The organism is Stagnihabitans sp. (assembly GCF_964946895.1).
The window spans coordinates 68,409-94,667 of record NZ_CBBQHX010000016.1; the positions used below are offsets into that span (position 1 = coordinate 68,409).

Annotated in this window: 23 protein-coding genes and 1 pseudogene; 9 read left to right on the forward strand and 15 right to left on the reverse strand. The window is 64.4% G+C overall.

What is annotated here, in order from left to right; translation table 11 throughout:
- Positions 1-5: 5 nt before the first annotated feature.
- On the reverse strand, positions 6-773 hold the full coding sequence (locus tag AC1Y2B_RS12380; protein ID WP_482253400.1) for an alpha/beta fold hydrolase: 768 nt from the start codon (positions 771-773) through the stop codon (positions 6-8).
- 91 nt (positions 774-864) lie between these two features.
- Here AC1Y2B_RS12380 and AC1Y2B_RS12385 point away from each other — a divergent pair, with 91 nt between their 5' ends.
- Complete coding sequence (locus AC1Y2B_RS12385) at positions 865-1,236, forward strand: hypothetical protein (RefSeq protein WP_482253401.1); 372 nt, start codon at positions 865-867, stop codon at positions 1,234-1,236.
- 91 nt (positions 1,237-1,327) lie between these two features.
- Here the strand turns inward: AC1Y2B_RS12385 and glyA are convergent, their stop codons facing one another.
- Complete coding sequence (gene glyA, locus AC1Y2B_RS12390; RefSeq protein WP_482253402.1) at positions 1,328-2,623, reverse strand: serine hydroxymethyltransferase; 1,296 nt, start codon at positions 2,621-2,623, stop codon at positions 1,328-1,330.
- A 205-nt stretch (positions 2,624-2,828) separates the two neighbouring features.
- On the opposite strand from glyA, the gene AC1Y2B_RS12395 reads away from it, so the two are divergent.
- Positions 2,829-3,593 carry an NAD kinase gene (locus tag AC1Y2B_RS12395; protein WP_482253403.1) on the forward strand — a complete coding sequence of 255 codons (765 nt, stop codon included), beginning with the start codon at positions 2,829-2,831 and terminating at the stop codon, positions 3,591-3,593.
- A 339-nt stretch (positions 3,594-3,932) separates the two neighbouring features.
- Complete coding sequence (locus AC1Y2B_RS12400) at positions 3,933-5,258, forward strand: DEAD/DEAH box helicase (RefSeq protein WP_482253404.1); 1,326 nt, start codon at positions 3,933-3,935, stop codon at positions 5,256-5,258.
- Positions 5,259-5,288: 30 nt separating this feature from the next.
- Here the strand turns inward: AC1Y2B_RS12400 and AC1Y2B_RS12405 are convergent, their stop codons facing one another.
- Positions 5,289-5,741 carry a hypothetical protein gene (locus AC1Y2B_RS12405; RefSeq protein ID WP_482253423.1) on the reverse strand — a complete coding sequence of 151 codons (453 nt, stop codon included), beginning with the start codon at positions 5,739-5,741 and terminating at the stop codon, positions 5,289-5,291.
- Positions 5,742-5,974: 233 nt separating this feature from the next.
- On the opposite strand from AC1Y2B_RS12405, the gene AC1Y2B_RS12410 reads away from it, so the two are divergent.
- On the forward strand, positions 5,975-6,556 hold the full coding sequence (locus AC1Y2B_RS12410; protein ID WP_482253405.1) for a thymidine kinase: 582 nt from the start codon (positions 5,975-5,977) through the stop codon (positions 6,554-6,556).
- Here the strand turns inward: AC1Y2B_RS12410 and AC1Y2B_RS12415 are convergent.
- Both AC1Y2B_RS12415 and AC1Y2B_RS12420 read right to left on the reverse strand, forming a co-directional pair.
- Positions 6,553-7,992: a capsular polysaccharide export protein, LipB/KpsS family gene (locus AC1Y2B_RS12415; RefSeq protein ID WP_482253406.1), complete on the reverse strand. Its 1,440-nt coding sequence runs from the start codon at positions 7,990-7,992 to the stop codon at positions 6,553-6,555. The genes AC1Y2B_RS12410 and AC1Y2B_RS12415 overlap by 4 nt on opposite strands.
- 52 nt (positions 7,993-8,044) lie before the next feature.
- Positions 8,045-8,986: a DMT family transporter gene (locus tag AC1Y2B_RS12420; protein WP_482253407.1), complete on the reverse strand. Its 942-nt coding sequence runs from the start codon at positions 8,984-8,986 to the stop codon at positions 8,045-8,047.
- Between the two features lie 178 nt (positions 8,987-9,164).
- Here AC1Y2B_RS12420 and AC1Y2B_RS12425 point away from each other — a divergent pair, with 178 nt between their 5' ends.
- A complete protein-coding gene (locus AC1Y2B_RS12425) occupies positions 9,165-10,196 on the forward strand; it encodes a hypothetical protein (protein WP_482253408.1) in 1,032 nt (343 codons plus the stop codon).
- Positions 10,197-10,266: 70 nt separating this feature from the next.
- On the opposite strand, the gene AC1Y2B_RS12430 is transcribed toward AC1Y2B_RS12425, so the two are convergent.
- From AC1Y2B_RS12430 to AC1Y2B_RS12460, 7 genes are all read right to left on the reverse strand, one after another.
- On the reverse strand, positions 10,267-11,499 hold the full coding sequence (locus AC1Y2B_RS12430) for an SPOR domain-containing protein (protein WP_482253409.1): 1,233 nt from the start codon (positions 11,497-11,499) through the stop codon (positions 10,267-10,269).
- Positions 11,500-11,566: 67 nt separating this feature from the next.
- On the reverse strand, positions 11,567-12,217 hold the full coding sequence (upp, locus tag AC1Y2B_RS12435) for a uracil phosphoribosyltransferase (RefSeq protein ID WP_482253410.1): 651 nt from the start codon (positions 12,215-12,217) through the stop codon (positions 11,567-11,569).
- Positions 12,210-13,187, reverse strand: coding sequence for an adenosine deaminase (locus AC1Y2B_RS12440; protein WP_482253411.1), 978 nt, complete (start codon positions 13,185-13,187; stop codon positions 12,210-12,212). The genes upp and AC1Y2B_RS12440 overlap by 8 nt, the downstream gene beginning before the upstream one ends.
- 76 nt (positions 13,188-13,263) lie before the next feature.
- Positions 13,264-14,457, reverse strand: a complete 1,194-nt coding sequence (locus AC1Y2B_RS12445; protein ID WP_482253412.1) for a phosphopentomutase — start codon at positions 14,455-14,457, stop codon at positions 13,264-13,266.
- On the reverse strand, positions 14,457-15,764 hold the full coding sequence (locus tag AC1Y2B_RS12450; RefSeq protein WP_482253413.1) for a thymidine phosphorylase: 1,308 nt from the start codon (positions 15,762-15,764) through the stop codon (positions 14,457-14,459). Before AC1Y2B_RS12450 ends, AC1Y2B_RS12445 begins: the two co-directional genes overlap by 1 nt.
- Positions 15,764-16,153 carry a cytidine deaminase gene (locus AC1Y2B_RS12455; RefSeq protein WP_482253414.1) on the reverse strand — a complete coding sequence of 130 codons (390 nt, stop codon included), beginning with the start codon at positions 16,151-16,153 and terminating at the stop codon, positions 15,764-15,766. The genes AC1Y2B_RS12450 and AC1Y2B_RS12455 overlap by 1 nt, the downstream gene beginning before the upstream one ends.
- Before the next feature lie 132 nt (positions 16,154-16,285).
- Positions 16,286-17,377, reverse strand: coding sequence for a cupin domain-containing protein (locus tag AC1Y2B_RS12460; RefSeq protein WP_482253415.1), 1,092 nt, complete (start codon positions 17,375-17,377; stop codon positions 16,286-16,288).
- Positions 17,378-17,516: 139 nt separating this feature from the next.
- On the opposite strand from AC1Y2B_RS12460, the gene AC1Y2B_RS12465 reads away from it, so the two are divergent.
- From AC1Y2B_RS12465 to AC1Y2B_RS12475, 3 genes are all read left to right on the forward strand, one after another.
- Positions 17,517-19,796, forward strand: coding sequence for an NADP-dependent malic enzyme (locus AC1Y2B_RS12465; protein ID WP_482253424.1), 2,280 nt, complete (start codon positions 17,517-17,519; stop codon positions 19,794-19,796).
- Between the two features lie 81 nt (positions 19,797-19,877).
- Positions 19,878-20,294 carry an Hpt domain-containing protein gene (locus tag AC1Y2B_RS12470; RefSeq protein ID WP_482253416.1) on the forward strand — a complete coding sequence of 139 codons (417 nt, stop codon included), beginning with the start codon at positions 19,878-19,880 and terminating at the stop codon, positions 20,292-20,294.
- 1 nt (position 20,295) lies between these two features.
- Positions 20,296-21,702 carry a sigma-54-dependent transcriptional regulator gene (locus AC1Y2B_RS12475; protein ID WP_482253417.1) on the forward strand — a complete coding sequence of 469 codons (1,407 nt, stop codon included), beginning with the start codon at positions 20,296-20,298 and terminating at the stop codon, positions 21,700-21,702.
- Here the strand turns inward: AC1Y2B_RS12475 and AC1Y2B_RS12480 are convergent.
- Together AC1Y2B_RS12480 and AC1Y2B_RS12485 are read right to left on the reverse strand one after the other, a co-directional pair.
- A complete protein-coding gene (locus AC1Y2B_RS12480; protein WP_482253418.1) occupies positions 21,657-24,236 on the reverse strand; it encodes a hybrid sensor histidine kinase/response regulator in 2,580 nt (859 codons plus the stop codon). The genes AC1Y2B_RS12475 and AC1Y2B_RS12480 overlap by 46 nt on opposite strands.
- Positions 24,237-24,290: 54 nt before the next feature.
- A complete protein-coding gene (locus AC1Y2B_RS12485; protein WP_482253419.1) occupies positions 24,291-24,809 on the reverse strand; it encodes a putative pterin-binding protein in 519 nt (172 codons plus the stop codon).
- Between the two features lie 186 nt (positions 24,810-24,995).
- Here AC1Y2B_RS12485 and AC1Y2B_RS12490 point away from each other — a divergent pair, with 186 nt between their 5' ends.
- Positions 24,996-25,601 carry a response regulator transcription factor gene (locus tag AC1Y2B_RS12490; RefSeq protein ID WP_482253420.1) on the forward strand — a complete coding sequence of 202 codons (606 nt, stop codon included), beginning with the start codon at positions 24,996-24,998 and terminating at the stop codon, positions 25,599-25,601.
- Positions 25,602-25,737: 136 nt separating this feature from the next.
- On the opposite strand, the pseudogene AC1Y2B_RS12495 reads toward AC1Y2B_RS12490, so the two are convergent.
- Positions 25,738-26,259 (reverse strand): annotated as a pseudogene (locus tag AC1Y2B_RS12495) (replication restart helicase PriA); the annotation flags it as partial.

Below are 26,259 nucleotides of genomic sequence, written 5' to 3' on the forward strand. Positions count from 1 at the left end.
CCCGGCTAGGCGTCCAGAAACACCCGGACCGTCTCTTCGAACTCGCGGGGACGGTCCGCATGCAGCCAATGCCCCGCGCCGATCAGCTTGGCAAAGCGCGCGGCAGGAAACAGCGCCCGGATCGTCTCGCGATGTTCAGACCGCACATAGTGGCTTTCCGACCCGGTCAGAAACAGCACCGGCCCCTCGAACCGCCCAGAGGTTCCCGGCCAGCCGACAATCCCCGCCATTTCGGCCTCCAGCACGTCAAGGTTCAGCCGCCAGACCGGCGGCTGGGCCTTCAAATCCAGCGACTGCAGGAAGAAGGCCCGCAAACTGGGTTCCGCCACCGTGGCCGCCAGCCGCTTGTCCGCCTCCATCCGGCTGGTCAGCCCGGTCAGGTCCAGCCCACGCATCGCCACGATATGCTTGCTCTGGTCATGCCCATAAGCCACCGGCGCAATATCGGCCACCACCAGCCGCCGCAGCAGATCACCATGCGTCAGCGCCAGTTGCATCGCAGCCTTGCCGCCCATCGAATGGCCAAGCAGATCGCCACCGCCGACCGACTCCATCACCTCGGCCAGATCGCCCGCCATATCGGCATAGCTTTGCGTGTCGGCCCGGAAACTGCCGCCATGGTTGCGCATGTCCACCGCCACCACATCGCGCCGCACCGCCAGATTGCGCGCAATCACCCCCCAGTTGCGTCCGGACCCGAACAGGCCATGCGCAATCACCAGGGTCGGCTTGTCTTTTGTTTCACGGGCGGGATGAAGGATGGTGTTCAGCATGGCCTTCCTTTACCCCGCATTCACGCGCCCTGCCATATCCGTTGAATTGGCGCAGGCCCAAGGGTAAAAGACCCCAAGTTTTGAGGCGAAGATGAGCAAAGTCAGCATTCAACAAATGGCCGACCGGGTCTCTGCCCTGTTGGAACAACGCCTGAAAGCCTCAGGTCCGACGCTGGACGCCCGCATCAAGCGCGCCGGCTCCAAGTTGCCCCGCAAAGTGCGCGACGCGGCCGAGGCTTTGGTCCAAGCCACCCAGATGGCCGACAATCCCAAACTGCTGATGCAGATTGATGACGAGGCGGTGGCCATCGCCTATGACATCTGCGTCCGTCACCTCAACGGCCTGAACAGGTCCGAGCGGCGGATGGCTCTGCTCCTCGATGCCGGTGCCCGCATCGCCTTCGCGCTTCTGGTCGTGGGGGTGCTGGTGGTGGGCGTCCTGTACTGGCGCGGCTTCATCTGACGTCCCGCCACGCAAAAAGGGTTGACGCCCCGCGCCAACCCCCTGTTGTCGTTTGCCCATGTCAGGGTGCCCCGCAGGACACCCCGCCCGATCACAGCCCTTGGTAAATCGGGAAGGCCCGGCACAAAGCCTCGACCTTGGCCTTCACCGCCGCCTCGACCTCGGCATTGCCCTCTTCGCCATGGGCGGCCAGCCCGTCGACGACTTCCACGATCCACTTGCCAATCTGCCGGAACTCCGCCGCGCCAAAGCCACGCGTTGTCCCCGCCGGCGTGCCCAGACGAACGCCCGAGGTGACAGTGGGCTTTTCCGGGTCAAACGGGATGCCGTTCTTGTTGCAGGTGATATGGGCGCGCCCCAAGGCCTTCTCGGTCGCGTTGCCCTTCACCGACTTCGGACGCAAATCCACCAGCATCACATGGGTATCGGTGCCCCCGGTCACGATATCCAGACCGCCCTTCATCAGCTCATCCGCCAGCGCCTGCGCGTTGACGATGACCTGCGCCGCATAGGCCTTGAACTCCGGCCGCAGCGCCTCACCAAAGGCCACCGCCTTGGCCGCGATCACATGCATCAGCGGCCCGCCCTGAATCCCCGGGAAGATGGCCGAGTTGACCTTCTTGGCGATCTCTTCGTTGTTCGTCAGGATCATGCCACCGCGCGGCCCGCGCAGCGTCTTGTGGGTGGTCGTCGTCGCCACGTCCGCATAGGGGAACGGCGAGGGATGCGCGCCACCGGCGACCAGTCCGGCAAAGTGCGCCATATCCACCATCAGATAAGCACCCACCTTGTCGGCAATCGCCCGGAACTTCGCGAAATCAATCTGACGCGGCACGGCCGAGCCGCCCGCGATGATCAGCTTGGGCTGCGACTCAACCGCCAGACGCTCCACCTCATCGTAATCAATCCGGCTGTCCTGCTTGCGCACGCCATATTGCACCGCGTTGAACCACTTGCCCGACTGGTTCGGCGCCGCCCCATGCGTCAGGTGCCCGCCCGAGGCGAGGTTCATCCCCAGAATGGTGTCGCCCGGCTTCAGCAGCGCCTGAAACACGCCTTGGTTCGCCTGCGACCCCGAATTCGGCTGCACATTGGCAAAGGCCACGCCAAACAGCGCGCAGGCCCGCGCAATTGCCAGATTCTCCGCCACATCGACGAACTCGCAACCACCGTAATAGCGCTTGCCCGGATAGCCTTCGGCGTATTTGTTCGTCATCACCGAACCCTGCGCCTCCATCACCGCCTTCGAGACGATGTTTTCCGAGGCGATCAGTTCGATCTCGTCGCGCTGGCGGCCCAGTTCGTTGACGATCGAGCCGTAAAGCTCGGGGTCGCGGCTGGACAGGCTTTCGGTGAAAAATCCGGTGTCGCGGTGGCTCGTGGTCATGGGTTTCTCCAAAAGGGGTTGGCGCTATCTAGACCGGGATTTCTCGGCATTGAAGGCCAGAAAACGACAGGTTGATGGTCGCAGACGAAAAAAGTTTCCGATAGGAAACTTAATCAGCCCATGGAAAACCACTGTCGCGGGTTATGGCAGGGCTTGAGTTATCCGCCCAGCCTGCCAAGAGTGGCCGCAAAACAGGGATAGCCTCATGACATTCGGCCAAATCGCCTTCCGCGCCAGTTCCGCGCCCGCCGCCCAAGAGGCTTTGGCCAGCCTGACCGCGCGCTATGGCCAGACCGATCTCGACAAGGCCCGCATCATCGTGGCGCTTGGCGGCGACGGATTCATGCTGCAAACCCTGCACGAAGAACACTCAACCGGCTTGCCGGTCTATGGCATGAACTGCGGCACCGTCGGCTTCCTGATGAACACCTATTCCACCGAGGGCCTGTCCGAACGCCTCGCCGCCGCCGAAGAGGCCGTGCTGAACCCATTGGCCATGACGGCCGTCTCCACCGATGGCACCGTGACCCACGCGCTGGCGATCAACGAGGTTTCCCTGCTGCGCGCCGGCCCGCAAGCCGCCAAGCTGCGCATCCTTGTCGATGGCAAGGAACGCATGCCCGAACTGGTCTGCGATGGTTGCCTCCTGTCGACCCCCGCCGGTTCCACCGCCTACAACTACTCCGCCCATGGCCCCATCCTGCCGATCGGTGCCGATGTTCTGGCCCTGACCGCCGTCGCCGCCTTCCGCCCCCGCCGCTGGCGCGGTGCCCTGTTGCCCAAAGCCGCCGTGGTCCGGTTCGAGGTCATCGACCCCGGCAAGCGCCCGGTCCGCGCCGATGCCGACACCCGCCCTGTGACGGATGTGGTCTCGGTCGAGATCCGCTCCGAACCCGATGTCCGCCACCGCATCCTGTTCGACCCCGGCCACGGGCTGGAAGAGCGTTTGATCGTCGAACAATTCGCCTGACCGGGCGTTGCGTTAACCACGCGGGCAGCGCCCCCCGTGTCGTTACGGAAAAATGACGCGGAAAATACGGATAAAATACGCCAAACATACAACCAAAACCCAAGCTTTTCAGCCCGTTAACCCCGATTCCGCCTGCGCCACATTCTGCACCGCAGAATCCCCCGCTTGACATTTCGCCAAAACACCCCCATCTGCCACCTATCCGAAGCCCGTGCCGCGTGAGCACCTGAAGGCCCGGATGACGGTTCCCACCATCACGCAGGGGTACCTGCAATGTGCACGGCCCGCGGACTCCTCCGCTGGCGAGGGTGCATTGTCCCTATGTTTGATGGACCAACCATGACCACATTCGCAGACCTCGGCCTTTCGCCCAAGATCCTGAAAGCGCTGGAAAATACCAACATGTCCACGCCGACGCCCATTCAGGCGCAGGCCATTCCCCATATCATGAAGGGCCATGACCTGATGGGTCTGGCGCAAACCGGCACCGGCAAGACCGCCGCTTTCGGCCTGCCGCTGTTGCACCGCCTTCTGGACATCGGCCACCCGCCGGCCCCGCGCCACGTCCGCGCGCTGGTTCTGGCGCCGACGCGCGAACTCGTCGCGCAAATCGCTGAAAACTTTATGACTTTTACCAAGGGCACCGCCGTCAAGGTGACGATGGTCGTCGGCGGCGCCTCGATCAACCGCCAGGCCGACCGCCTGCTGAAGGGCTCTGACGTGCTGGTCGCCACCCCCGGCCGCCTGATCGACCTTCTGGAACGCGGCGCCGTCACGCTGGAATCCTGCGGCTATCTGGTTCTGGACGAGGCGGACCACATGCTGGACATGGGCTTCATCCATTCGCTCCGCAAGATCGCCAAATACATCCCGCAGCACCGCCAGACCCTGCTGTTCTCCGCCACGATGCCCAATGACATCGAGGAAATCAGCCAGACCTACCTGCGCAACCCGATCCGCGTGCAGGTCGCCCCCCCGGGAAAACCGGTCGAGAAAATCGTCCAGGGCGTCCACTACATCCCCAACGGCGACAAGGCCAAACTGTTGGAATCCTACCTGCTCAAGCACCCGGGCGAACAGGCCCTGGTCTTCGGCCGCACCAAGCATGGTGCTGAAAAGCTTTACAAATTGTTGGTGGCATGGGGCTTCAAGGCCTCCTCGATCCACGGCAACAAAAGCCAGAACCACCGCGACCGCACCCTGACGGAATTCCGCGACGGCCAGCTTGACGTGCTGGTGGCGACCGACGTCGCCGCCCGTGGCATCGACATTCCCGGCGTCCGCCACGTCTACAACTTCGACATGCCGAACGTGCCGGAAAACTACGTCCACCGCATCGGCCGCACCGCGCGGGCAGGGGCCGAGGGCAACGCCATCGCCTTCTGCGCCCCGGCCGAGATGGGTGAGCTGCAAGCCGTGGAAAAGCTGCTGAAAAAGGTGATTCCCGTCATCGGTGGCGCGCCTTGGTCCTCCTCGGAAGTCGCCGCCGCGCCCAAGCCCGCACAAGGCCGCGGCGGTCGTCCGGGTGGCAAGCCGATGGGCCAGCGCCCGCAGGGTCAGGGCAAACCGGGCCAGCGCCCGACTGGCCCCGCCGTGGCCAAGCCGGTGCGCCCGGCGTCCAAGACCGGCGGCGTCCAATCGCCGGCCCGCCAAAAGTCGCGCTAAATCAATGGGGTCGGGGCCAAGGTCCCGACCCTAGCTGACCTCGTGTTCCAGGTTCAGCTTCATTTCCAGAATCACCTCCTGAATGGCCAGCGTTTCGCGCAGCATCCGTTTGGCCTCGTTGATCGTGATCCGCCCGTCGCCGATCGCCTGATTGTATTCCGACATCAGCTGCGCAAACCGCTGCGCCAGCGCCACCACATCATGGTTGACCCCGCCTGAGGCCGCATTGTGCTTGGTGCCATCGTAAGACAATGTAATGCCACGCAAATCCGCCAGCGCTGACGTCACATGCGGAAAGCCCGAGGCGGCCTCCAGCTGGGCCACCACATCAATCGGCATGAAACGGTCGTCATGTTCCTCGGCGTCGGAATAATAGCGGCCCAGCGTGGCTTTCGATTTCCCGGTCAAGTCACAGGCGGCTTCAATTCCCACATCCTTGACCAAAGCCTCGGTATGCTTTTTCAGATAACTTTCCAGCGACATCATTCCAAACCGCGTAAACCGAGGGAAATTCCCTCCGTTTTTCCCATTAATCTGATGACAACACTTTGTCATGTATAAAGAAGTCCCGATGTTGGGGGCTGTGTGAGTGCTGGCCGAAAGGCCAGTTTGGGTGGGGGTCCGCCGGGCCGAAGTCTCGCAAACAGGCTCTGGCGGGCCCGTCTTCCCAAGCTGGCCCTTATTGCAGAAGACTGCGGCCTTGGGTAAATCACCCCATGGCCAAGTTGTACTTTCACTACTCGACGATGAATGCCGGGAAATCCACCCTGCTGTTGCAAGCCTCGCACAACTACCGCGAGGGGGGGATGGCGACCTATCTGATCACCGCCCAATTCGACAACCGCGCCGGAGAGGGCCGGATTGCCAGCCGCATCGGCATCGGGGAACCAGCCGACACCTTCGCCCCGGGCGAGGATCTGTTTTCGAAGCTTAAAGCACGGTTTTTAAAGGATAAAATCGCCTGCGTCTTCATTGATGAGGCGCAGTTCCTGTCCAAGGAACAGGTCTGGCAACTGGCCTGCGCCGTTGATGATCTGGGCGTTCCCGTCATGTGCTACGGCCTGCGCGTCGATTTTCAAGGCAACCTTTTCCCCGGCTCCGCCGCGCTTCTGGCTTGGGCCGATGAGATGCGCGAGGTCCGCACGATCTGCAGTTGCGGCCGCAAAGCCACGATGGTGATCCGCCGTGCCCCCGATGGCAGCGCGTTGAAAGAGGGCGAGCAGGTGCAGATCGGTGGCAACGAGACCTACGTCAGTCTCTGTCGCCGCCATTGGCGCGAGGCGGTCGAACCCGGTTAAGACGCCGTGCTGCGCAGGGCGGGCGCAATCACCCGCTCCTGCAAGGCGCGTTCAAAGCGGCCCGGTTGCCCGCGATCTACCAGATACTGTCGTCGGTAATAGGCAATGAAACGCACCAGATCGTCGTCGGACACGGCGGGGCGAATGGGCGTTGTCAGGGCGTGGAATTGCTCGACCGAGGTAATGCGGTGGGCAATCGCATCATAATCAGACGCTCCAAAGCAATAGATCGGCTTGCGGTGGATCATCACCTCTGAACCGACCCCGGAATTGATCGTCATCACCGCATCGGAGCGCGAGGCCAGCGTGTGGATGCTGTCGTCGCGCAGAAGGATCGCGCCGGTTTCGGCCAGGCCGATCAGCCAGCCGATCATGTTGGGGTCCTTCACCTTGGGGTGCAGCTTGACGACAACCGCAACATCTGTGCCGGCAAACCGATCGACCACAAGCTGCAGCATGGCCTTGGTGCTGAACTTCACCAGATGCGGCGCGTCGATCAGCGGCCCCTGCAAGGCCACGAAGACATAGCGCGCCGGCAACGGCGCTTCGGCCAGATTGGTCTCCGGCTGCCGGTATTTTGAAACATTTGCCAAAACCACATCGCGGTAAATCATCTGGCAGGCCGCTTTGGCCTCCTCCAGCGGTGGCAAATCCAGACTGGCCAGATCCCGCCCTGATACCGAGGACCAGCCGGAATATCCGCCGGCATCGATCACCATATAATCGGGCAAATCGGCTTTCTTGAAATGGACAAAGCCGGGGAATTGGCCCGCCGTGTGGAAGCTGAACACATGGGCCGGGCGCCGCTGCAGAACGCAGAACAGATAGTCGGGGATCAGCGACACCGTCAGCCCCGCCGCCGCCGCCAACTCCGCCGTGGTGGCCAGCGTTCGCAGCAGGGTGGCGGGCAGATCGGTGTCGCCGTCCTCCGGCTGGGCCAGGATGTGAAGCGGCGCGATCAGGCCAAGGTCTGCGGTTTCAAGGGCTTGCAGCGGCCCCGCGCCTTCCAGATAGCGGTGGATCGGCCCAAACAGCGGGCCAAGGCGCTTTCTGGCCTCCAGCAGGCGCGCCGCTGTCCGCCGCATGGCCGGGGCGGGAAGATTGGGTGGCAGGAACCGCAGGACGTCATCCACCCCATAACCGGGCCTGCCCTGATCCAGCAGAGTATAGGCCAGAGTACGGCGTTGCGCATCAAAACCGACAGGGGTCTTGCGCATCTGCGCGATCATCGCCCGGGCCTCTGCGGCGGCCCGCAGCATCGTTTCGGGCTCTGCCAGAACCCCGGCGGCCCGCATCAGGGTCCAATGGTCCTGCAGGGTCTTGGCGGTGCGGCGCCTGGGGGATGACAGCCTGTTGACGTCTGTCCGCGCGTGTCCGGTCCGATTGTAGAAGAACCGAATGGCCTCGCGTTCAGCTTCATCAACCGGAATCGACATCAAAACCTCCCGCTCAAGCCATGCTTGCAGGAAAGGCATTGACGGCGGCAAGTCAAGCCGGATGCACGGTTTGTGCGGCCTGGGACCGCAGGGCGATCATTATTCCGGCAGCGACGATCATCGCCATGCCGGCCACGGCCAAAGGGGTCAGCACCTCGCCCCAGATCACCCAGGACCACGCGGCCGAGGCGGGCAGGATCGCGTATTCAAATACCGAAACCCGTGTCGCATCAGCCACTTGATAGGCGCGCACCATCAGGCCCACCCCAAGCAGAGAGCCCGCCGCCTGCACGAAAGTCCACAGCCAGAAGGCCTGCGTGGGCCAGACCGGGCCGCGCATCAGAAAGCCCGCCGTCCCGTTTGGCACCGGCAGGGGCGCGACGGTCAGCACGGCCATCCCGATCAGTCCGGCAAGCCCAAGCGCCAGAAAGAAGCCGCCCAGCAGCGTTTCGGCACTTTCCTGCGGGCACCAGCGCCGGGTCGCGATGTTGCCCATCGCATACATGGCCCCCGCCAGAACCGGCAGCAGTGCTGGTAACGATGCGCCCTGCATCGCCTCGGGCCCCAGCACCAGAATGACGCCGGCAAAGCCGAGCAGAACCGCCAGCACCCGGAATGGGCCGATGTGGCTGCCATAGGCAAACCGCTCGATCAGCAGCACGAAGATCGGCGAGGTGAACAGGCCCGCCGCGACAAGCGCCACGGGCAGAAAGGCCAGGGCCCCGAAATAGATCACCATCGCAATGCCGTGGATGGCAGAGCGCGCAAGCACAGCTTTCAGGTTCTGCGCACGCAAGCGCAGGTGCAGCGGGCGCGACAGCGCCACCAGCAGGCCAATCGCCATCACGGTGCGGGTTGCATGAAACTGCCACAGCCCCGCCTGAGCGGCGATCACCCGGACAAAATTGTCCGTGAATCCAATGATCCCGGCATAGATCAGGATCATTCCCGCCGCCGCCAATGTCCTGTCGCCCACAGCCTGCCCGCTTGCCATCGCCGCCTCCGCCTTTTTGCCCAGTCGATCTGTGATTTCGGGGTCTTGCCCGCCTGAATGCGACGGAATGTCAGGGATTTGCCCTTTTGGCGGGCTGTTGCCGGTTGGACTGCGGCGGATTGTGGCTTGTGGGGTCCTCCGGTAAGGTCATCTGGCAGACAGCAGACCCAAAGGCCCGATGACAGCGCTGACGAAATACCAAAGGCTGGAATGCACAGGGCTGTGGCGTCTGACGGCCACCTCGCAATTGCGCGAGGTTTTGGTCAATCTGCGCGACACCACGCTGGTTTTGGCCGATCCGCGCACCGAAATGCCGCTGTCGCACTGGTCTTTGCCCTCGGTCGAGCGGGTCAATCCGGGTGCGATGCCTGCGCTGTATACCCCCGGGCGGCTGGAAGACGGGTCCCCGTCCGAAACGGTCGAGGTCGATGATCGCGACATGATCGCCGCCCTCGAGACGGTGCGCACCACCCTGATCCGCCGTCGGCCGCGCCCCGGCCGGGTGCGGGGCATCACGGTCGCGCTGGTGGTGCTTTTTGCCGGGGTGTTCGGTTTCCTCTGGCTGCCAGAGGCGATGATCCGCCACACTGCCTCGGTTCTGCCGACGGTGACGCGGGTGCAGATCGGCAAGCTGGTGCTGCAGGATGCCGCCCGGCTGACCGGCTCGCCTTGTGTCAATCCCTTGGGGCAGCGCGGGGCGGCGGCCTTGGCCCAAAAGCTGTCAGGTCAAGGGGTTGGCGAAATTGACGTGGTGCGCGATGGGGTGGCCGATGCCATAGCGCTGCCGGGTGGCATCGTTCTGGTGTCGGGCAAGCTTCTGGATGCGGCGCAAGATCCTGAGCCGATCGCCGGCTATGTTCTGGCCGCCGTTCTGCGGGCAGAGGTCAGCGACCCGGTCCTGCCCATTCTGCGCCATGCCGGCCTTGCCGCGACCGTGCGCCTGCTGACCACCGGCCACCTGCCCGACGGTGCCGTCAATGGCTATGCCGAAAGCCTGCTCGCCGCCAAGCCCGCCGCCCTTGATGCCGACCGCCTGCTGGAGAAGTTTCGCCAGCTCAACCTCTCCTCGACCGCCTATGCGCGCGCGGTGGACCCCAGTGGCGAAACCACGCTGGGCTTGATCGAGGCGGACCCCTTCAAAGGCGTCTCGCCGACGGCGATCTTGCCGGACAATGACTGGGTCAGTCTGCAAAGCATCTGCGCGGGATGAAAACCCCCGGGACGTTGCCCGGGGCCTGTCTGCTTGCGGTGGTCCGCCTTGAAACCCGGTGGGGCTGAGGTCAGCGCAGGAATGCGTCGGCAAAGCCCGCGCCTTGCACGGCGACCAGCCTCTGCGACGCCTCTGCCGTGCTGCCGAAGGGTCCGGCATAGACGATCTGCAAGTCCTTGCCATTGCGGGAGATTTGCGCCGTTGACACGTGAAGGCCAAGTGCGGCCAGCCGGGACGCGGCGCCTTGCGCGTTGGCCGGATCGGCAAAGCAGCCGACCTGGATGCGAAGGGTGCCGGTGGCCAAGGGGGCGGGCGCAGCCGCAACCGGGGCCGCGATTGGCAATGCCGGTTCCGCCGACATGGTCGAAACGGTGGTGCGCTGCCCGGCTGCGGCCGTCGGCCCTGCCACGCGGGCGGTCTTGGCCTTTGGGTGAATGCCGAACGCACGTTGCCAAGCGGTCTGTGGCAACGGGTCGCCGACCAGAACCATGGGAATCGTGCGCTGCCAGACCTGATCCTGCTGCGCCTCGCCTTGCAGGGTGCCTATGCCGCGCAGGGGATTCAGCCGGTCGTCCTTCCAGGCATAGACCCATCCCTTGGGCGGTTTGGGCAGGACACGCAGGCTTGCAGCCGTCGGTTGCGGCGGTGCGGAAACCGGAACGGGGGCAACCTGCACAGAGATCATGGAGACGTCAGCGCCTTGCGACGGAGCGGCCTGCACCACCACGGGCGCGGCTGACGGGCCGACGTAGGTGCTGGCTTGATAGGCCGGCGCCATCTGTTGCATGGGCGCAGCGGCTGCAACCTTGGCCGGGGCGGGCGAGGTGAAAATGGTCGGCTTGGGGGCTGCGCTGGGACCCGGGCCCTGCGGGGCGGGTGCCAGAAGGGCGAAGAGGTTGCCTTGCGGCACTGGCGCTTGAGCGGCCGGAGCTTGAAGGATCGGTGCTTGAAGGATTGGGGCTTGAAGGATCGGTGCTTGCGCCTGACCGGCGGGTGCTTGCGCCGCTGCCAAGGGATCGGGTGCCATATCGGCCGCCACCGCCGCCTGTGCCGCGGCACTTCCGGTCGGGCTCAGGTTGCAGATCGGCTTGTGATTGCGGTCAACCCGCGCCACCCAATTCACGTTCTTGCCATAGCCGGCCCGTAGGAACAGGCATCCCCGGCTGTCGACGAACTGCTGGCCCTGAAATCCGGGCGGCGGCAGGCTGGCGGGCCCGCCGATCTGGTCAAGGCTTTGCGCCCCCACAGCCGGAGCCATCAGCATCGTCGCGAGAACTGCACCGCTCAATATATTGACAGCCATGAAAGAGCCCCCCAATAGCTGGGGAGAATCATGAATCAAGATAGGGTCTGAGTAAAGGGTAATTCCCTTATTTTGTGCCAAACATGCGGTCACCCGCATCCCCTAGCCCCGGAACAATATATCCTTGGTCGTTGAGATGGCTATCCACAGATGCTGTGACGATCGGCACGTCAGGATGTGCTTCATTCATGTGACGGATGCCTTCCGGGGCGGCCAGAAGGCACAGGAAACGGATGTTTCTGGCACCTGACTTCTTCAGCAGCGACACCGCCGCAGCGCTGGAATTGCCCGTTGCCAGCATCGGATCAACCACGATGCAGACCCGCTCGTCCAGATGATCGGGCACTTTGTAATAATACTGCACGGGTTGCAGCGTCTCATGGTCCCGGTACAGACCGACGAATCCGACGCGGGCCGCCGGGATCAGTTCCAGAATGCCGTCCAGCAGACCATTCCCGGCGCGCAGGATCGAGATCAGCGCCAGTTTCTTGCCGTCAATCGCCGGGGCATCCATCTCGCACAGCGGCGTTTCGATCTTCTTGGTGGTCATCGGCAGTTCGCGCGTGACCTCATAGGCCAAGAGCAGACTGATCTCGCGCAGCAGCTGGCGGAATGACGCGGTGGACGTGTCCTTCTCGCGCATCAGGGTCAGTTTGTGCTGCACCAAAGGGTGGCTCACGACCGTGAGGTTCATAAATTCGGGCAGGTTCTTAGCCATGTGCAGCCTCCAGCAGCTTGCCGATCCTGTCCTTCGTATCCTTGTCACAAAAGGCGGCGTCAAGGGCTGTGCGGTTGAGAGCGGCAAAGACGCCGTCATCCCAGTCAAACGCCTCGTGCAGCATCTCGTATTCGCGGGTCAGGGTGGTGTGGAAGAAGGGCGGATCGTCGGTGGAGACGGTAACCTTGACGCCCCGATGATGAAGCTGGCCGATCGGATGCTTGCGAAAGCTGGGATAGAGGCCAAGTGCGACGTTGGAGCCGGGGCAGCATTCCAGCACCACGCCGGTTTCGGCAAGTTCATCGACAAGGGCGAGGTCCTCGATGGCGCGCACGCCATGGCCGATCCGAAGCGCGCCGAGCGCCAGCGCATCGCGCACTTCGGAGGGACCCTTCCATTCGCCCGCGTGGATGGTCGGCTTGAGGCCTGCCTCGCGCGCCGCATCGAAGGACCATGTGAAGTCCTTCAAAGCGCCCATGGTTTCCGCGCCGGCGATGCCGAAGCCGACAAGGAAATCCCCTGCCGTCTCGGCGGCGCAAAGCGCGGTTTGGCGTGCCTTGTCGGGGCCGAAATGGCGGATGCAGGTCGCGATGGCTTTCATGGTGATCCCGGCCTCGCGCTCAAGCGCATCGGCCTCTTCGCGCATGGCTTGCAGATATTCGCGCCAGGCGCCCCGGTCGCGCCCGCCGCAGAAATCGGGGCAGAGGAAGATTTCGGTGTAGATCACGCCGTTTTCTGCCTGGGTTTCCAGAACGGCGCGGGTGAGGCGCTGGTAGTCCTCGGGCGTTGTCAGGGTTGTACAGGCGGCCTCGTAGACCTTCACGAATTCGGCGAAGCCGTCGAAGCGGTACGTGCCTTGCGGTGTGAAGATGCCGCCGATGTCGATGTGCTTTTCCTTGGCAAGCGCCGCGATAAATCGCGGCGGGGCGGCGCCTTCGAGATGGAGGTGGAGTTCAAGTTTGGGCGTCATCGGGCGCTCCTGTTGAAAGGCTGGGGGGCTGACGGCCCCCCAGACCCCCCGTGAGTATTTGCAAAGGAGCAAAGCGTCACAGGAAGGACCTGCCCGGTCCTTGCGATGGAATGCTCAGGTGCGCAGCGAGGGAGGCTGCCACATCGGTGAAGGCGCAGAGCCCGATCTCGCCGGTGCCTGCGCCGGCGATCAGGACGGGGACACGCTCGCGGGTGTGGTCGGTGCCGCGCCAGGTGGGATCGTTGCCGTGGTCGGCCGTGAACAGGGCCAGGTCGCCGGGGCGGAGTGTGCTGAGGAAGCGGCCTGCGCGGGTGTCGAACCATTCCAGCGCACGGGCGTAGCCAGAGACATCGCGGGGGTGGCCGTAGAGGCTGTCAAACTCGACAAAGTTGGCAAAGGTCAAGGAACCGGGCTCTGCCTTGGAGGAAAGGTGGTCGAGATGATCGAAAAGGTCGGCATCATTCTTTCCTTTCCAGAGCTTGCCCACCCCGTGCATCGAGAAGATGTCGCCGATCTTGCCCACGGCGTGGGTCGCGCGGCCGGCCCCGGTCGCCCAATCAAGCAGGGTCGGGGCCGGGGGGGCGATGGCGTAATCGTGGCGGTTGGGGGTGCGGTGGAAGGCCTCCGGCGTGCCGGTGAAGGGGCGGGCGATGACACGGCCCACCTTCATGGCGTGCAGGTGGGGGGCAAGATCGGCACAAAGCTTCAGGAGCCGGTCCAACCCGAAAGCCTCCTCATGTGCGGCAATCTGGAAGACCGAGTCGGCGGAGGTGTAGCAGATCGGCCAGCCTGTCCGCAGGTGTTCCACGATGTGCTGGGCGATGATTGGCATGCCGGAGGAGTGGCAGTTGCCGAGAATGCCGGTCGTGCCCGCCAACTGGCAGACAAGGGCTGTGAGATCCGCTGGAAACGCTGGCACCGTGTTGGGGAAATAGGTCCAGTCCCATGGCACGGGAACGCCGGCCAATTCCCAGTGGCCGGAGGGGGTGTCCTTGCCCTTGCTGATTTCCTGCGCGGCACCCCAGCGGCCTTGCGGGGCGGCGGTCAGGGTGGTTTCGGCACCGCAGGCGCACCGGATGGCGGCGCCAAGGCCCAAGGCGTCGAGGTGCGGCATTTTCAGCGGACCGGATCTGCCGTGCTCGGCCCGTCCTTCCGCGCAGGCCTTGGCGATGTGGCCGAGGGTGTTGGCGCCCTCATCACCAAAGGCTGCCGCATCGGGGGCGCCGCCGCAGCCTACGGAATCCATCACGATCAGGAACGCACGCGCCATCAGGCGATCCTTTTCAGCACAAGTGGCGGGTCTTCCGGGGCGGTGTCGCCCAACGTGTAGGCGGCCTGGATCACGCGGATCGCCGCCTCGGCCTGTGCCTCGGTGGCGGCGTGGACCATGCAGAGGGGGTCGCCCGGGCCGATATCCTCGCCAATCCCGGCGAGGTCGGAGAGGCCGACGGACGGGTTGATCTTGTCGCCCTCTCGCTGGCGGCCCCCGCCAAGGCGCACGACGGCCAGACCCAGGGCCTCGCCGTCGATGGATTGCACGAAGCCCTGGCGCGGGCAGGGCACCTCGCGGATCACGGTGGCGGCGGGCAGGCGGTCGGGCCAGCGGTCGACGAAATCGGCGGGCCCGCCCTGGGCTGCGACCATGCGGCCGAAGGCGTCGGCGGCGGCGCCAGATTCCAGCGCCTGTGCGATGCGGGCCTCACCGTCCAGCACGTCATCGGCAATGCCGCCCAAGGCCAGCGCCTCGCCGCCCAAGGCCATCGTCAGATCCCAGAGGGCGGCGTTGACGGAAGTGCCGGTCAGCGTCTCCATCACCTCGGACACTTCCAGCGCATTGCCGGCGGCGGTGGCAAGCGGTTGGCTCATGTCGGTGATCAGCGCCGAGGTCATGCAGCCGGCGCCTTGCGCTGTAAAGACGAGGGCGCGGGCCAGTGCCTCGGCATCCGCGAGCGTTTTCATAAAGGCGCCAGAGCCGCATTTGACATCAAGAACAAGGGCTTCAAGCCCTGCCGCCAGCTTCTTGGAGAGGATTGAGGCGGTGATGAGGTCGATGCTTTCGACCGTGCCGGTGACATCTCGGATGGCGTAGAGGCGGCGGTCAGCGGGCGCAATCTCGGCGCTGGCCGAGACGATGGCGCAGCGGATTTCCTTCATCTGGCGGCGAAGTTGGTCTTCCGCCAGCCCGGTGCGGAAGCCGGGGATGGCTTCCAGCTTGTCCAGCGTGCCTCCAGTGTGGCCGAGGCCACGGCCCGAGATCATCGGCACGTAGGCGCCGCAGGCCGCCAAGGCAGGTGCCAGAAGCAGCGAGATGCTGTCGCCGATGCCGCCGGTCGAGTGCTTGTCGATCACCGGGCCGGGCAGGTCCCAGGTCAGCACCTGACCGGAGTCGCGCATGCCGGTGGTCAGGGCGACGCGGCCCGCCTCTCCCAGACCTTTCAGCAGAACCGCCATGGCGAAGGCACCCGCCTGCGCGTCGGTCACGGTGCCATTGGCCAAGCCGTTCGCGAACCATTTCAACTCTTCCGGCGCGGGCACGCGGCCGTCGCGGATCTGCGCAATGATGGCGCGGGCGTCCATCAGGCTTTCGCCATATGGGCAGCGGTGAAGACGCCGGGCAGCAGGTCGGCGACTGTCATGACCAACTGCGCGCCGTCGGTCGTGCACAGGGTGACCTTGACATCAGGTGCCGCAAATTCCGCGATTTTCTGCCGGCAGCCACCGCAGGGCGGCACGGGCGAGGGGCTGTCGGCGATCACCAGAATCTCGGCAATCGCCGTGTCGCCCGAGGCGATCATCGCGGCAATGGCCCCGGCCTCGGCGCAGGTGCCTTCGGGGTAGGCCACATTCTCGACGTTGCAGCCGACATGGGTTTGGCCGGTGGTGGAACGGATCGAAGCACCGACCTTGAAGCGGGAGTAGGGGGCATAGGCGCGCAGGCGCACATTGGTGGCAAGTTGCAGAAGCATGGAGACTCCTTTGACCATCTGGACAGGAATTGTGGGCCGATTGCAGCTGGCTTGCAAGCGGCGCGCAGGCTGAAAAGGCGGGGGTTTCACACCCCCGCACCCCCGTGGGATATTTGGACCTGAATGAAGAGGTCAGAGCGCGGTTGTCTGGAACGTGCCGGGCAGCGAGACTTCGAGGAGTTGCAGATCCGGCGTTGTTTCGGCGTAGCGGGTGGCCATGCCGGGCGGGATGACGAAGGCGTCGCCGGCGGTCAGGCGATAGGGGGATTTGCCCTCGCCTTCCAGGGTCATCTCGCCGGACATGACGAAGGTGAAGAGGATGTCGCCTTCATGCTTGGTCCAGGGCGCTTGACCTGTGGGGCGGGCGACCATGACCGAGGCGACGCCCTTGGTGTTGGCGTTGATCGTGGTGTCGCGCGCCTCAAACCCCGGGATGCGGAAGGGGGCGAAGGTGCCGGTGCTGCCCAGGTTATGGACAAATCGCTGGCCGTCCCATTCGCGGTCAGGGGCAAGGGTGGCATTGGGCAGGGTCAGGGTGTGGTCGATTTCGGTGATGTGTTCGGCCGGGACGCCGATTTCGATCACCTCGATGTCGTCGCCGGATTCCGCGACGCGGTGGCGGATGGTGGGCGGTTGGATGAAGCAATCGCCGGCGTGCAGGCGTCGAAGGCCGCCCTGATCTTCGTAAAGGACGTCGACCCAGCCCTTGATGCAGAAGATCAGCTGGAAGCCAACCTTGTGGAAATGCACCATGTCCGGCACCTTGCCATCGGGCACCCGGATGTGGCTGGCGATCATGGCGCCGCCGAGACGTGTCGGCACGAGGTCGCGGTACATCATGCCCGCGCGGCCGATCACCCAGGGTGCCTGATCGGCCAGACGGCGGACGACGAAGGCGTGTTCGGTCTTGGGCAGCACCAAGGGCGGGTTCAACTCGTCCAGTTCCACCGAAGTCCCGCCGGGAGATGTCAGCGCAGACTGACCCTCGGCAATCGCCGCCCAATCGTCGGACAGGATGCGGATCAGGCCGGGGGCGCTTTTCGCCTCGGCATCCAGACGCAGGCGCAGACCGTGGCCGGAGACGACGGCGACATGCGGGTTGTCGGCTGGATAGATCATGTCGAGCCGCATCTTCAGCGTCTTGGTGAAAAAGGGCAGGTCACCCCGCAGGTCCTTGGTCGGAAGCAGGATTTCGGCGCGGGTCTCGGTTTGGGGATCGGGCATGGCATTCTCTTTCGCTTTGCGACATGGTGGCCCTCGCCTTGGTGATTTGCAAGAAGTGCCGAAAGGTGATGCAGGAAACCTGATGGCAGCCGAATGGCCTCGGCTGTGTCAGGGTGGACGGATGGTTGAGGAGACGGACATGACCGAAGCGCGGGCTGACAATGCGCGGCAAGCCGCACTGGATTACCACGAATTCCCCAAACCGGGGAAGCTGGAGATCCGGGCGACCAAGCCTCTTGCCAACGGCAAGGACCTTGCGCGGGCCTACAGCCCCGGCGTGGCCGAGGCCTGCCTGGAGATCAAGGCCGATCCGGCGACGGCAAGCCGGTACACCTCGCGTGCCAATCTGGTGGGGGTGGTGACCAATGGCACTGCGGTGCTGGGCCTTGGCAACATCGGGGCGCTGGCCTCGAAGCCCGTGATGGAGGGCAAGGCGGTTCTGTTCAAGAAATTCGCCAACATCGACTGCTTCGACATCGAGTTGAATGAGCCCGACCCGGTGAAGCTGGCCGCCATCGTTTGCGCGCTGGAGCCGACCTTTGGGGCGATCAACCTTGAGGATATCAAAGCGCCCGACTGCTTCATCGTGGAAAAGCTGTGCCGCGAGCGGATGAAGATCCCGGTCTTCCACGATGATCAGCATGGCACGGCGATTGTTGTGGGGGCGGCGGCGACCAACGCGCTGCACGTCGCGGGCAAGGCGTTTGGCGACATCAAGGTCGTGTCCACCGGGGGCGGGGCGGCAGGGATTGCCTGCCTCAACATGCTGCTGAAGCTGGGCGTGAAGCGCGAGAATGTCTGGCTGTGTGACCTTGCGGGCCTCGTCTACCACGGCCGGGTCGATCAGATGACCGACCAGAAGGCAGATTATGCCCAAGGCACGACTCCTGCCACGCTGGCCGATGTGATCGAAGGCGCCGACCTGTTCCTTGGCCTCTCGGGCCCCGGCGTGCTGACGGCGGAGATGGTCAAGAAAATGGCCAGCCGTCCGATCGTCTTCGCATTGGCCAACCCCAGCCCGGAAATTTTGCCCGATGCCGTGCGCGCCGCCGTGCCCGATGCCATCATCGCCACCGGCCGCAGCGATTTTCCCAACCAAGTCAACAACGTTCTTTGCTTCCCCTTCATCTTCCGGGGCGCTTTGGATGTTGGGGCCACCACGATCAACGCGGAAATGGAACTGGCCTGCATCGAGGGCATCGCGGCCCTTGCCCGCACCACGACCAGTGCCGAGGCCGCTGCCGCCTATGCCGGGGAAAAGCTGACGTTCGGGGCCGATTACCTGATCCCCAAGCCTTTTGACCCGCGTCTGATCGGCGTCGTCGCCAGTGCGGTGGCCAAGGCCGCGATGGAAACCGGCGTGGCCATGCGCCCGATCAACGATCTGGACGCCTATCGGCAAAAGCTGGACTCCTCGGTCTTCAAATCCGCCCTGATCATGCGTCCGGTGTTCGAAACCGTCCGCAATTCGAACCGCCGGATCATCTTTGCCGAGGGCGAGGACGAGCGCGTCTTGCGTGCCGCCAACGCCATGCTGGAAGAAATGACGATCAAGCCGATCCTGATCGGCAGACCAGACGTGATTTCGGCGCGCTGTGAACGCTTTGGTCTGTCGATCCGGCCAGATCGCGATTTCGAGATCGTGAACCCCGAAAGCGATCACCGCTATCGCGACTATTGGGGCAGCTATCACCAGCTTCTGGAACGGCAGGGGGTGACACCGGATACGGCGCGGGCGGTCTTGCGCACCAACTCCACCGCCATCGGGGCGATTGCCGTGCACCGCGGCGACGCGGACAGCATGATCTGCGGTGTCTTCGGGCAATATCTGTGGCACCTGAACTATGTGCGCCAAGTGCTGGCGCGGGGTGGGCGCCACCCGCATGGCGCCTTGTCGTTGATGATCCTTGAGGATGGTCCGCTGTTCGTGGCCGACACCCAGGTCAACCCGATCCCCTCGCCCGAGCAGATCGCGCAGGCGGCGATGGGGGCCGTCCGTCACGCCCGCCGGTTCGGGGTAGAGCCCAAGGTGGCGCTGTGTTCGCATTCGAACTTCGGCAACCTTGACAGTGACTCGGGCCGCCGGATGCGGGCGGCGATGGAGATCATGGACGCCCGCGAATGCGACTTCGAATATGAAGGCGAGATGAGCCTTGATGCCGCGCTGGATGATGAATTGCGCGACCGCATCTTCCCGAATTCGCGTCTGAAGGGTCCTGCCAACATCCTGATCTTCGGCTATACCGATGCCGCCAATGCGGCGCGCAACATGCTGAAGATGAAGGCTGGCGGGCTTGAGGTTGGTCCGATCCTGATGGGAATGGGCAATCGGGCGCATATCGTCACCCCCTCGATCACGGTGCGCGGGCTGCTGAACGTCTCGGCGCTGGCAGGCTCGCCGGTGGCGCATTACGGCTAGGGTTCGGGCGTTGGGTTCTGGACTCTGGCCCCTGAAGGCGTAACCTGCGGTTGAAGTGTGTGGGTGCGGTGTGGGGATGCCATGGCGGGTAGCAGTGTTCAGCGCGTGACGGTGGACGGAACCCGGGATGCCGCTTTCGGTCCGCAGGGCCTTGATGAAGCCGCCTTGTTGCGCCTTCTGGCGCTGGCCGGGCCAACTGACGGCCGCGAATTGATACGCCGTCTGATCACCGATCTGGACGAGGTGGCGGCAGGTTTGAACGCCGGCCTTGCCCAGCGTGACCGGGCGGCCCTGCGCAAGCACAGCCATGTTCTGCTGGCGATCGCGGGCACCATCGGTGCCGAGCAGATCTACCGTCAGGCGCAGGACCTTAACCAATGCGCCAAGGACGATCGCCGGACCGAGGCAGAGCCCCTCGCCGCCGAGGTTCTGCCCCGGTTGGTGGCCCTGACCCAGCGGCTGCGGGCCGTGTCCGTCGAACTGGGCATGGGGGGCTGACATGGCCCCAGCCCGCGGCAAATCGGTGACTGTGCTGCTGATCGAGGATACCCCCTCGTTGCAACTGATCTACCGCTCGGTTCTGCTGGGCGCGGGCCATGACGTGCGGGTCGCGGCCTCGGCTGCGGAAGGCATGGCGCAGTTTCTGGCCACCGGGGTGCAGGTCGTGCTGCTGGACCTTGGCTTGCCGGACCGTGACGGGCTGGACCTGATGGCCGAAATGATGGCCGTGCGCCCCGACACCCGCGTCATCATCATCACCGCCAACGGCTCCATCAACAAGGCGGTCGAGGCGATGCGGGCGGGCGCGCATGAGTTTCTGGTGAAACCTTTTGACGAGGCGCGCTTTCTGAACGCGGTTGGCAATGCGATCGAACGCACCTCGCCCCGCCGTGTCGTGCCCAAAGAGGCGGGGCAGGGCGCAAATTCCTTCATTGGGTCGTCCGAGGTCATGGCGCGCATCCATGCCAAGATTTCCTCGGTTGCGGGGTCGATGGCCACGGTCTTCATCACCGGCGAAAGTGGCACGGGCAAGGAACTTGCGGCGCTGGCGGTGCATGGCAATTCGCCCCGCGCCAAGGGCCCGTTCATCGCGCTGAACTGCGGTGCCATCCCGCATGACCTGCTGGAATCGGAAGTTTTCGGCCATGTGAAGGGCAGCTTCACCGGTGCGATCTCTGACAAACCGGGGGCGGCCACGGCGGCGGATGGCGGCACGCTGTTTCTGGATGAAATCTGCGAGATGGCTCCGGCCCTGCAGACCAAGCTCTTGCGTTTTCTGCAAACCTCGACCGTCGTGCCGGTCGGGGCCACGCGGCCCATCAAGGTCAACGTCCGCATCGTCTGCGCCACCAACCGCGACCCGCTGGACGCCGTCCGACGCGGCCAGTTCCGCGAGGATTTGTACTACCGGCTTTTTGTCGTCCCCATCCACATGCCGCCACTGCGCGACCGGGGCGACGATGTGATCGAGATCGCCGAGGCCGCCTTGAGCCGCTTTGCCGAGGAAGAGGGCCGCCGTTTTGACGGCCTGACCGCCGACGTCGCCGACCTGTTCCGCCGCCTGCCTTGGCCCGGCAACGTGCGGCAAGTGCTCAACGTCATCCGCAACGTGGTGGTCCTGAACCCGGGCGGTCCGGTCACTTTGACCATGCTGCCGGAAGACATGGCCCGCACCGTGGAAACCGGCTCTGGGGCTGCGGCGCATGTGCCCGCCCCGCCAGAGGCCGAGCCGTTGATGGACAGTCTTCTGGGACGCCCGCTTGCCGAGGTGGAGCGGATCATCGTCACCGCCACGCTGGCGCGTTACGGTGGGTCAATTCCCAAGGCGGCGCGTGTGCTGGACCTGTCTCCCTCAACCCTTTACCGCAAGCTAGAGGCCTGGTCCAAGGACCCGATCCTGCGGTAAGCCTGCGTCGTGCGGTGCCACAGCGCGATCATGTTTGGCACCTCGGCCCGGGCCTGATCGGTCTTTCGCTGGTCGCACAGGTCTTCCATCATCGACAGTTGAGTGTGCAGCAACGCGGCGCCAAACATGGCGGCAGTGCCGTTCAACCGGTGGACTTCGCTGGCCAGATCGGCGTCAGAGGCCGAAGCGCGCACCCGCTCTGTCAGGTCATGAATGCGCTTGTCGGTGTCGAGCAGGAACTTGCCAATCAGTTTATCGGTCTTGGCGGCCCCAAGACTGTCGCGCAACTGGGCCAGAACCGACATGTCGACAAGCCCTTCGTCCGAACCGTCGTCCGGCGGTTCGGACGGCATGGCGTCGGACGGTTTGGCCAACCCGAGGTCGGGCAGTCCTGCCAGCACGGCTGCCAAAGTGTCGCGCGTGATCGGCTTGATCAGCACTTGCGTCATCCCCCCTGCGCGAAATCGCTCGGCTTCTTCTGGCAGGGCATGGGCGGTCAGCGCAACAATCGGTGTGCTGCGCGATGCGCCGTGCCCGGTCCTGATCCGCTTGGCGGCCTGCAACCCGTCAATGCCCGGCATCGAAATGTCCATGAAGATCAGGTCAAACCTCTGCCCCTCTGCCAGTCTGACGCCTTCCAGCCCGTCACGCGCCTCGGTGACGCTGTGGTCTTCGGCCAACAGCATGTCGCGCACGATCAGGCGGTTGAAATCGTTGTCCTCGACGACCAGCACCGACAGGCCGGAGACCTTGGCCGGACCGCTCGCCCGATCGGGCAGCAACGCGTCGTCGTCCAGACGTGTCAGCGGCAGAAAGACGCGGAAGGTGCTGCCTTGACCGGCCTCGCTCTCCACCGTGATCTTGCCACCCATCCGGGTCACGACGCGCCGAACGATGCCAAGGCCAAGACCGGTGCCAGCGGCGCGGCGGGCATAGGACGCATCAAGGGTAACGAAATCCTCGAAGATCCGCGCGCGATCTTCGGGCGGGATGCCTACGCCGGTGTCATGCACCGCGATTTCGGTGGGGCCCTGCGGCGACCGCTGCGTCACCTCGACCGTGACAAGGCCGGCATGGGTGAACTTCACGGCATTGCCGACCAAATTCATCAAGACTTGCCGCAGCATCGCCGCGTCGGCAAGAACCAGATGGCGGTCGTCATCCGACGGCGTGAAGGTCAGCGCGTTGCCGTTGGCCAGACTGGTCGGCGTCTGGTTCTCGATCACCTCGCGCACCAGATCCGACAGGTCGACCGGCGCCAGATTGAGCGCGGCCTTGCCACTGTCCAGCCGGGCGATGTCGAGCACGTCATTGACATGATGCATCAGCAACCGTCCCGAGGCGGCCATGATCCGCAGGTATTCGCGCTGGTGCGGGGCAAGGGCCGTGCTGTCCAACAGTTCCATCGTGCCGATCATCCCGTTCAGCGGGGTGCGGATCTCGTGGCTCATCACCACCAGAAGGTCGGCCTTGGCCTTCTCTCCCGCCAAGGCCTCGTCGCGGGCCGTCACCAGCGCCTGTTCGGCCGCCAGTTGCTGGGACAGGTCGCGCAGGAAGACCACATGCACCCAGCCCGCGCCCACCTGCGAGGAGGCCAGCGAGACTTCGGCCGGAAAGTCGTGGCCATCGCGGTGCCGGGCCGTCACCCGCCTGCGGCGCTGGCTGGCATCCAACCTTTGGCTGCGTGGGGGCAGTTGCGAACGGCCTTCGGCATTGGGTGGGATCAGTAAGGTCAGCGGCTGGCCAACCGCCTCGTCGCGGCCATGGCCGAAGGTGTGGACGGCGGCTTGATTGAATTCCGTGATCAGACCCTCGTCGTTCAGCGTGATCACCGAATCCAGCGAGGTGGCCACCACGGCGTCCAGCCGGGTCAGGGTCTCGGCATTTTCGGCGGCTTTCAATTGGTTGACCCGGTCCAGCCGCAGCACCCGCAGCAACATGGCGACCAGAATAGCCACCAGAACCATCGTCATCCCGGCAAGCTCGATCAGCGTTGACTCCACCGCGGCCCGCCGGACATCAGACAGTTGGGCGAAACTGGCGACCCCTTTGAGGGCGATCAGATGGGCGTCGGCCAGCAAGTCCCGCGTCTTCCGGCCGAGGTCGGGGAGCGCCTTGACCAGATCGGCGTCCGGGCCATCCATCTGCGCGGCAGTCTTGGCCGCGAACCCCTTGAGCCGGTCGAAACTGGCGGTGAACGCAGGGTTCTGGCGCAATTCGGCAAAAAGGCTGCCCACCTGCAGGGTATCCAGACGGCTGTAAAAGACGTCAAACCGGGTTCTGATCTGCGACAGGTCAGTGGGGGTCTGGATGGCATCGTCCAGTGCCAGGGTCAGGGTCTGCAACTCGACATCCAGCTGTGCCAGCGCCCATTGCACATTGTCGGAACTTGCACTGCTTTGCAGGTTGATCTGGCGCGAGACGTTGACGCTGAGAACGGCAATCCCGAAGCCGATCGCCACCAGTCCAACCACCGCCAGCACCACGCGCAACCTGTGCGCAAAGGCCTGCGCCGGGTGAGAAGGTTGGATCAATGCGACGATCTCCAATACGGGGACGGCCCGGACGCAGGATTGGGCCACATCATCTTAGCGCAAAACGTCGATCCGGTCGAGTTGCCAGACGCTTCGGGTGTAGGTGGTGTCGGTGCGGTAGCGGGTCCCGGCGTCATAGGGATAGATCACCCAGATCGGACCCTTGTCGCGCACCGGCATCAGTGCGCCATCCATCTCATAGGCCAGGATGGGCGCGTCCGGTTCGGCCTCGCTCAGGGGCATTTCGATGGAGTAGTCATTCAAGGCGTGCAGGCTCAGGGTCACGTTGGCCACATGCAGATAGGCGGCCAGCGCAGCCATGGGAACGCCTGTGAACCGGTGCAGGCCCTCGGTCCAGATCGAGGTCGTGGTGATGGTATCCTGCGGCAGGGCTTCCAGCATGGCCATGTCGAACCTTTCTTGCCCGCCGGTGTGCAGCTTTGGGTCAAGGCCGGTGATCGTCAGAATCGTTGGCCCGGTTCGGGCCGGAAGGGTCTGCCCGTCGCCCGGAAACCCCGACAGCACGCACACAAGAACCCCGAAAACCCCGCAAAAGCCTGAAAGAACCGCCATGGCCCGCCTTATTTCTTCCACTCCGGCTGGCGTAGCAAGCCAGCCCTTTTCCTGCGACTGAAAACGCCCTATTCCGAAGGATAGGTGTCGCGTAGTCTTTCGGGAAGTCAGCCCCTGCGTTTGGCGAGTCTTGCGGCAGAATTGCACCGGCGAGGGGCTTCAGGCTTGGCCAGAAAGGACGGTTGAATGGCGCGTATACTGGTAGCCGACGATCACGATCTGGTCCGCGAAACCCTGGCCGCCTATCTGCAGGCGGAAGGGTTTGCGGATGTGCGCGCCTGTTCTGACGTGGCCGAGGCCGAAGGCTTGATCCTTCGCACCGGCCCCTTCGATCTGGTGCTTCTAGATTACAACATGCCCGGAATGGCCGGGCTGAAGGGTATGACCCGGATCATGGCGGCCAATGCCGGACGTCCGGTGGCGTTGATTTCCGGCTCAATCTCGACCGACGTGGCCGAACAGGCCCTGGAGGCGGGGGCGGCAGGCTTCGTGCCCAAGACGCTCGGGTCCAAAGCCCTGGTCGCGGCGGTGCGGTGCATGATCGGCGGGGACATCTTCGCGCCCGTCTCGCTGATCGCCAAGCCCGCGCAACACGAAGAAACGCTGTTGTCCCCGCGCGAGACGGAAGTGCTGCGCGGGATCTGTGCCGGCAAGTCCAACAAGGAAATCGCCCGAGAGCTGGACCTGCAAGAGGTGACCGTCAAGTTGCATGTCAAGACGATGAGCCGCAAGCTTGGGGCGCGCAACCGCACCCATGCCGCGATGATCGCCCGCGACCGCAAGCTGATCTGAGCCGAAGGGGCGGATCGCCCGTCCTCGCGTGGTCCTGACCGTTGTGTCCTTGGCCGGCCACTGGACGATTTTGCAAAGGCAAGGGCACCGCGGCAGACGGGGGACGGAAGGGCGCTTGGCCCGTGTTGGCCGGTGGTCAGTAGAAGCTCTGCGGGTCGATGTCGATCGCCAGCCGCAGGTTGGTGGGTTGCTTCAGTTGGCCCACCCATTCCGCGAGGGCGGCCTGCAGGGGTACCGATTTGTCGGCCTTGACCAGAAGCCGCACGCGATGCCGTCCGCGCACTCTGGCAATCGGGGCGGGGGCGGGGCCATAGACCGTGGCGCCGATCTTGCGCAAAGGACCGTCGCGCCGCGCAAGTTCCGCGCCGAAGTCAAAGACTTGCGCCACATCCGGTGACGACAGGATAATCCCCGCCATCCTCCCGTAGGGCGGCACGCCAGCCGCCTTGCGCTCCGCGGCCTCTGCCGTCCAGAACGCCTCTTCGTCGCCGCCCAGGATGGCCCTGATCACCGGGTGATCGGGTTGAAAGGTCTGCAGCAGTGCCGTGCCGCGCTTTTCTGCCCGTCCTGCGCGGCCAGCGACTTGGCGGATCAGCTGGAAGGTCCGCTCCGCCGCGCGCAAGTCAGATCCCTGCAAGCCAAGATCGGCGTCGATCAC

Excerpts from the sequence above, each read along its gene's own strand:
- AC1Y2B_RS12405 (WP_482253423.1), bottom strand. The coding sequence starts at position 5,741 with ATGTCGCTGGAAAGTTATCTGAAAAAGCATACCGAGGCTTTGGTCAAG.
- AC1Y2B_RS12465 (WP_482253424.1), top strand. The coding sequence starts at position 17,517 with ATGACCGAAGCGCGGGCTGACAATGCGCGGCAAGCCGCACTGGATTAC.
- AC1Y2B_RS12460 (WP_482253415.1), bottom strand. The coding sequence starts at position 17,377 with ATGCCCGATCCCCAAACCGAGACCCGCGCCGAAATCCTGCTTCCGACC.
- AC1Y2B_RS12420 (WP_482253407.1), bottom strand. The coding sequence starts at position 8,986 with ATGGCAAGCGGGCAGGCTGTGGGCGACAGGACATTGGCGGCGGCGGGA.
- AC1Y2B_RS12485 (WP_482253419.1), bottom strand. The coding sequence starts at position 24,809 with ATGGCGGTTCTTTCAGGCTTTTGCGGGGTTTTCGGGGTTCTTGTGTGC.
- AC1Y2B_RS12490 (WP_482253420.1), top strand. The coding sequence starts at position 24,996 with ATGGCGCGTATACTGGTAGCCGACGATCACGATCTGGTCCGCGAAACC.
- AC1Y2B_RS12470 (WP_482253416.1), top strand. The coding sequence starts at position 19,878 with ATGGCGGGTAGCAGTGTTCAGCGCGTGACGGTGGACGGAACCCGGGAT.
- AC1Y2B_RS12430 (WP_482253409.1), bottom strand. The coding sequence starts at position 11,499 with ATGGCTGTCAATATATTGAGCGGTGCAGTTCTCGCGACGATGCTGATG.
- AC1Y2B_RS12395 (WP_482253403.1), top strand. The coding sequence starts at position 2,829 with ATGACATTCGGCCAAATCGCCTTCCGCGCCAGTTCCGCGCCCGCCGCC.
- upp (WP_482253410.1), bottom strand. The coding sequence starts at position 12,217 with ATGGCTAAGAACCTGCCCGAATTTATGAACCTCACGGTCGTGAGCCAC.
- AC1Y2B_RS12425 (WP_482253408.1), top strand. The coding sequence starts at position 9,165 with ATGACAGCGCTGACGAAATACCAAAGGCTGGAATGCACAGGGCTGTGG.
- AC1Y2B_RS12450 (WP_482253413.1), bottom strand. The coding sequence starts at position 15,764 with ATGGACGCCCGCGCCATCATTGCGCAGATCCGCGACGGCCGCGTGCCC.
- AC1Y2B_RS12385 (WP_482253401.1), top strand. The coding sequence starts at position 865 with ATGAGCAAAGTCAGCATTCAACAAATGGCCGACCGGGTCTCTGCCCTG.
- AC1Y2B_RS12455 (WP_482253414.1), bottom strand. The coding sequence starts at position 16,153 with ATGCTTCTGCAACTTGCCACCAATGTGCGCCTGCGCGCCTATGCCCCC.
- AC1Y2B_RS12410 (WP_482253405.1), top strand. The coding sequence starts at position 5,975 with ATGGCCAAGTTGTACTTTCACTACTCGACGATGAATGCCGGGAAATCC.
- AC1Y2B_RS12400 (WP_482253404.1), top strand. The coding sequence starts at position 3,933 with ATGACCACATTCGCAGACCTCGGCCTTTCGCCCAAGATCCTGAAAGCG.
- AC1Y2B_RS12440 (WP_482253411.1), bottom strand. The coding sequence starts at position 13,187 with ATGACGCCCAAACTTGAACTCCACCTCCATCTCGAAGGCGCCGCCCCG.
- AC1Y2B_RS12475 (WP_482253417.1), top strand. The coding sequence starts at position 20,296 with ATGGCCCCAGCCCGCGGCAAATCGGTGACTGTGCTGCTGATCGAGGAT.
- glyA (WP_482253402.1), bottom strand. The coding sequence starts at position 2,623 with ATGACCACGAGCCACCGCGACACCGGATTTTTCACCGAAAGCCTGTCC.
- AC1Y2B_RS12445 (WP_482253412.1), bottom strand. The coding sequence starts at position 14,457 with ATGGCGCGTGCGTTCCTGATCGTGATGGATTCCGTAGGCTGCGGCGGC.
- AC1Y2B_RS12380 (WP_482253400.1), bottom strand. The coding sequence starts at position 773 with ATGCTGAACACCATCCTTCATCCCGCCCGTGAAACAAAAGACAAGCCG.
- AC1Y2B_RS12415 (WP_482253406.1), bottom strand. The coding sequence starts at position 7,992 with ATGTCGATTCCGGTTGATGAAGCTGAACGCGAGGCCATTCGGTTCTTC.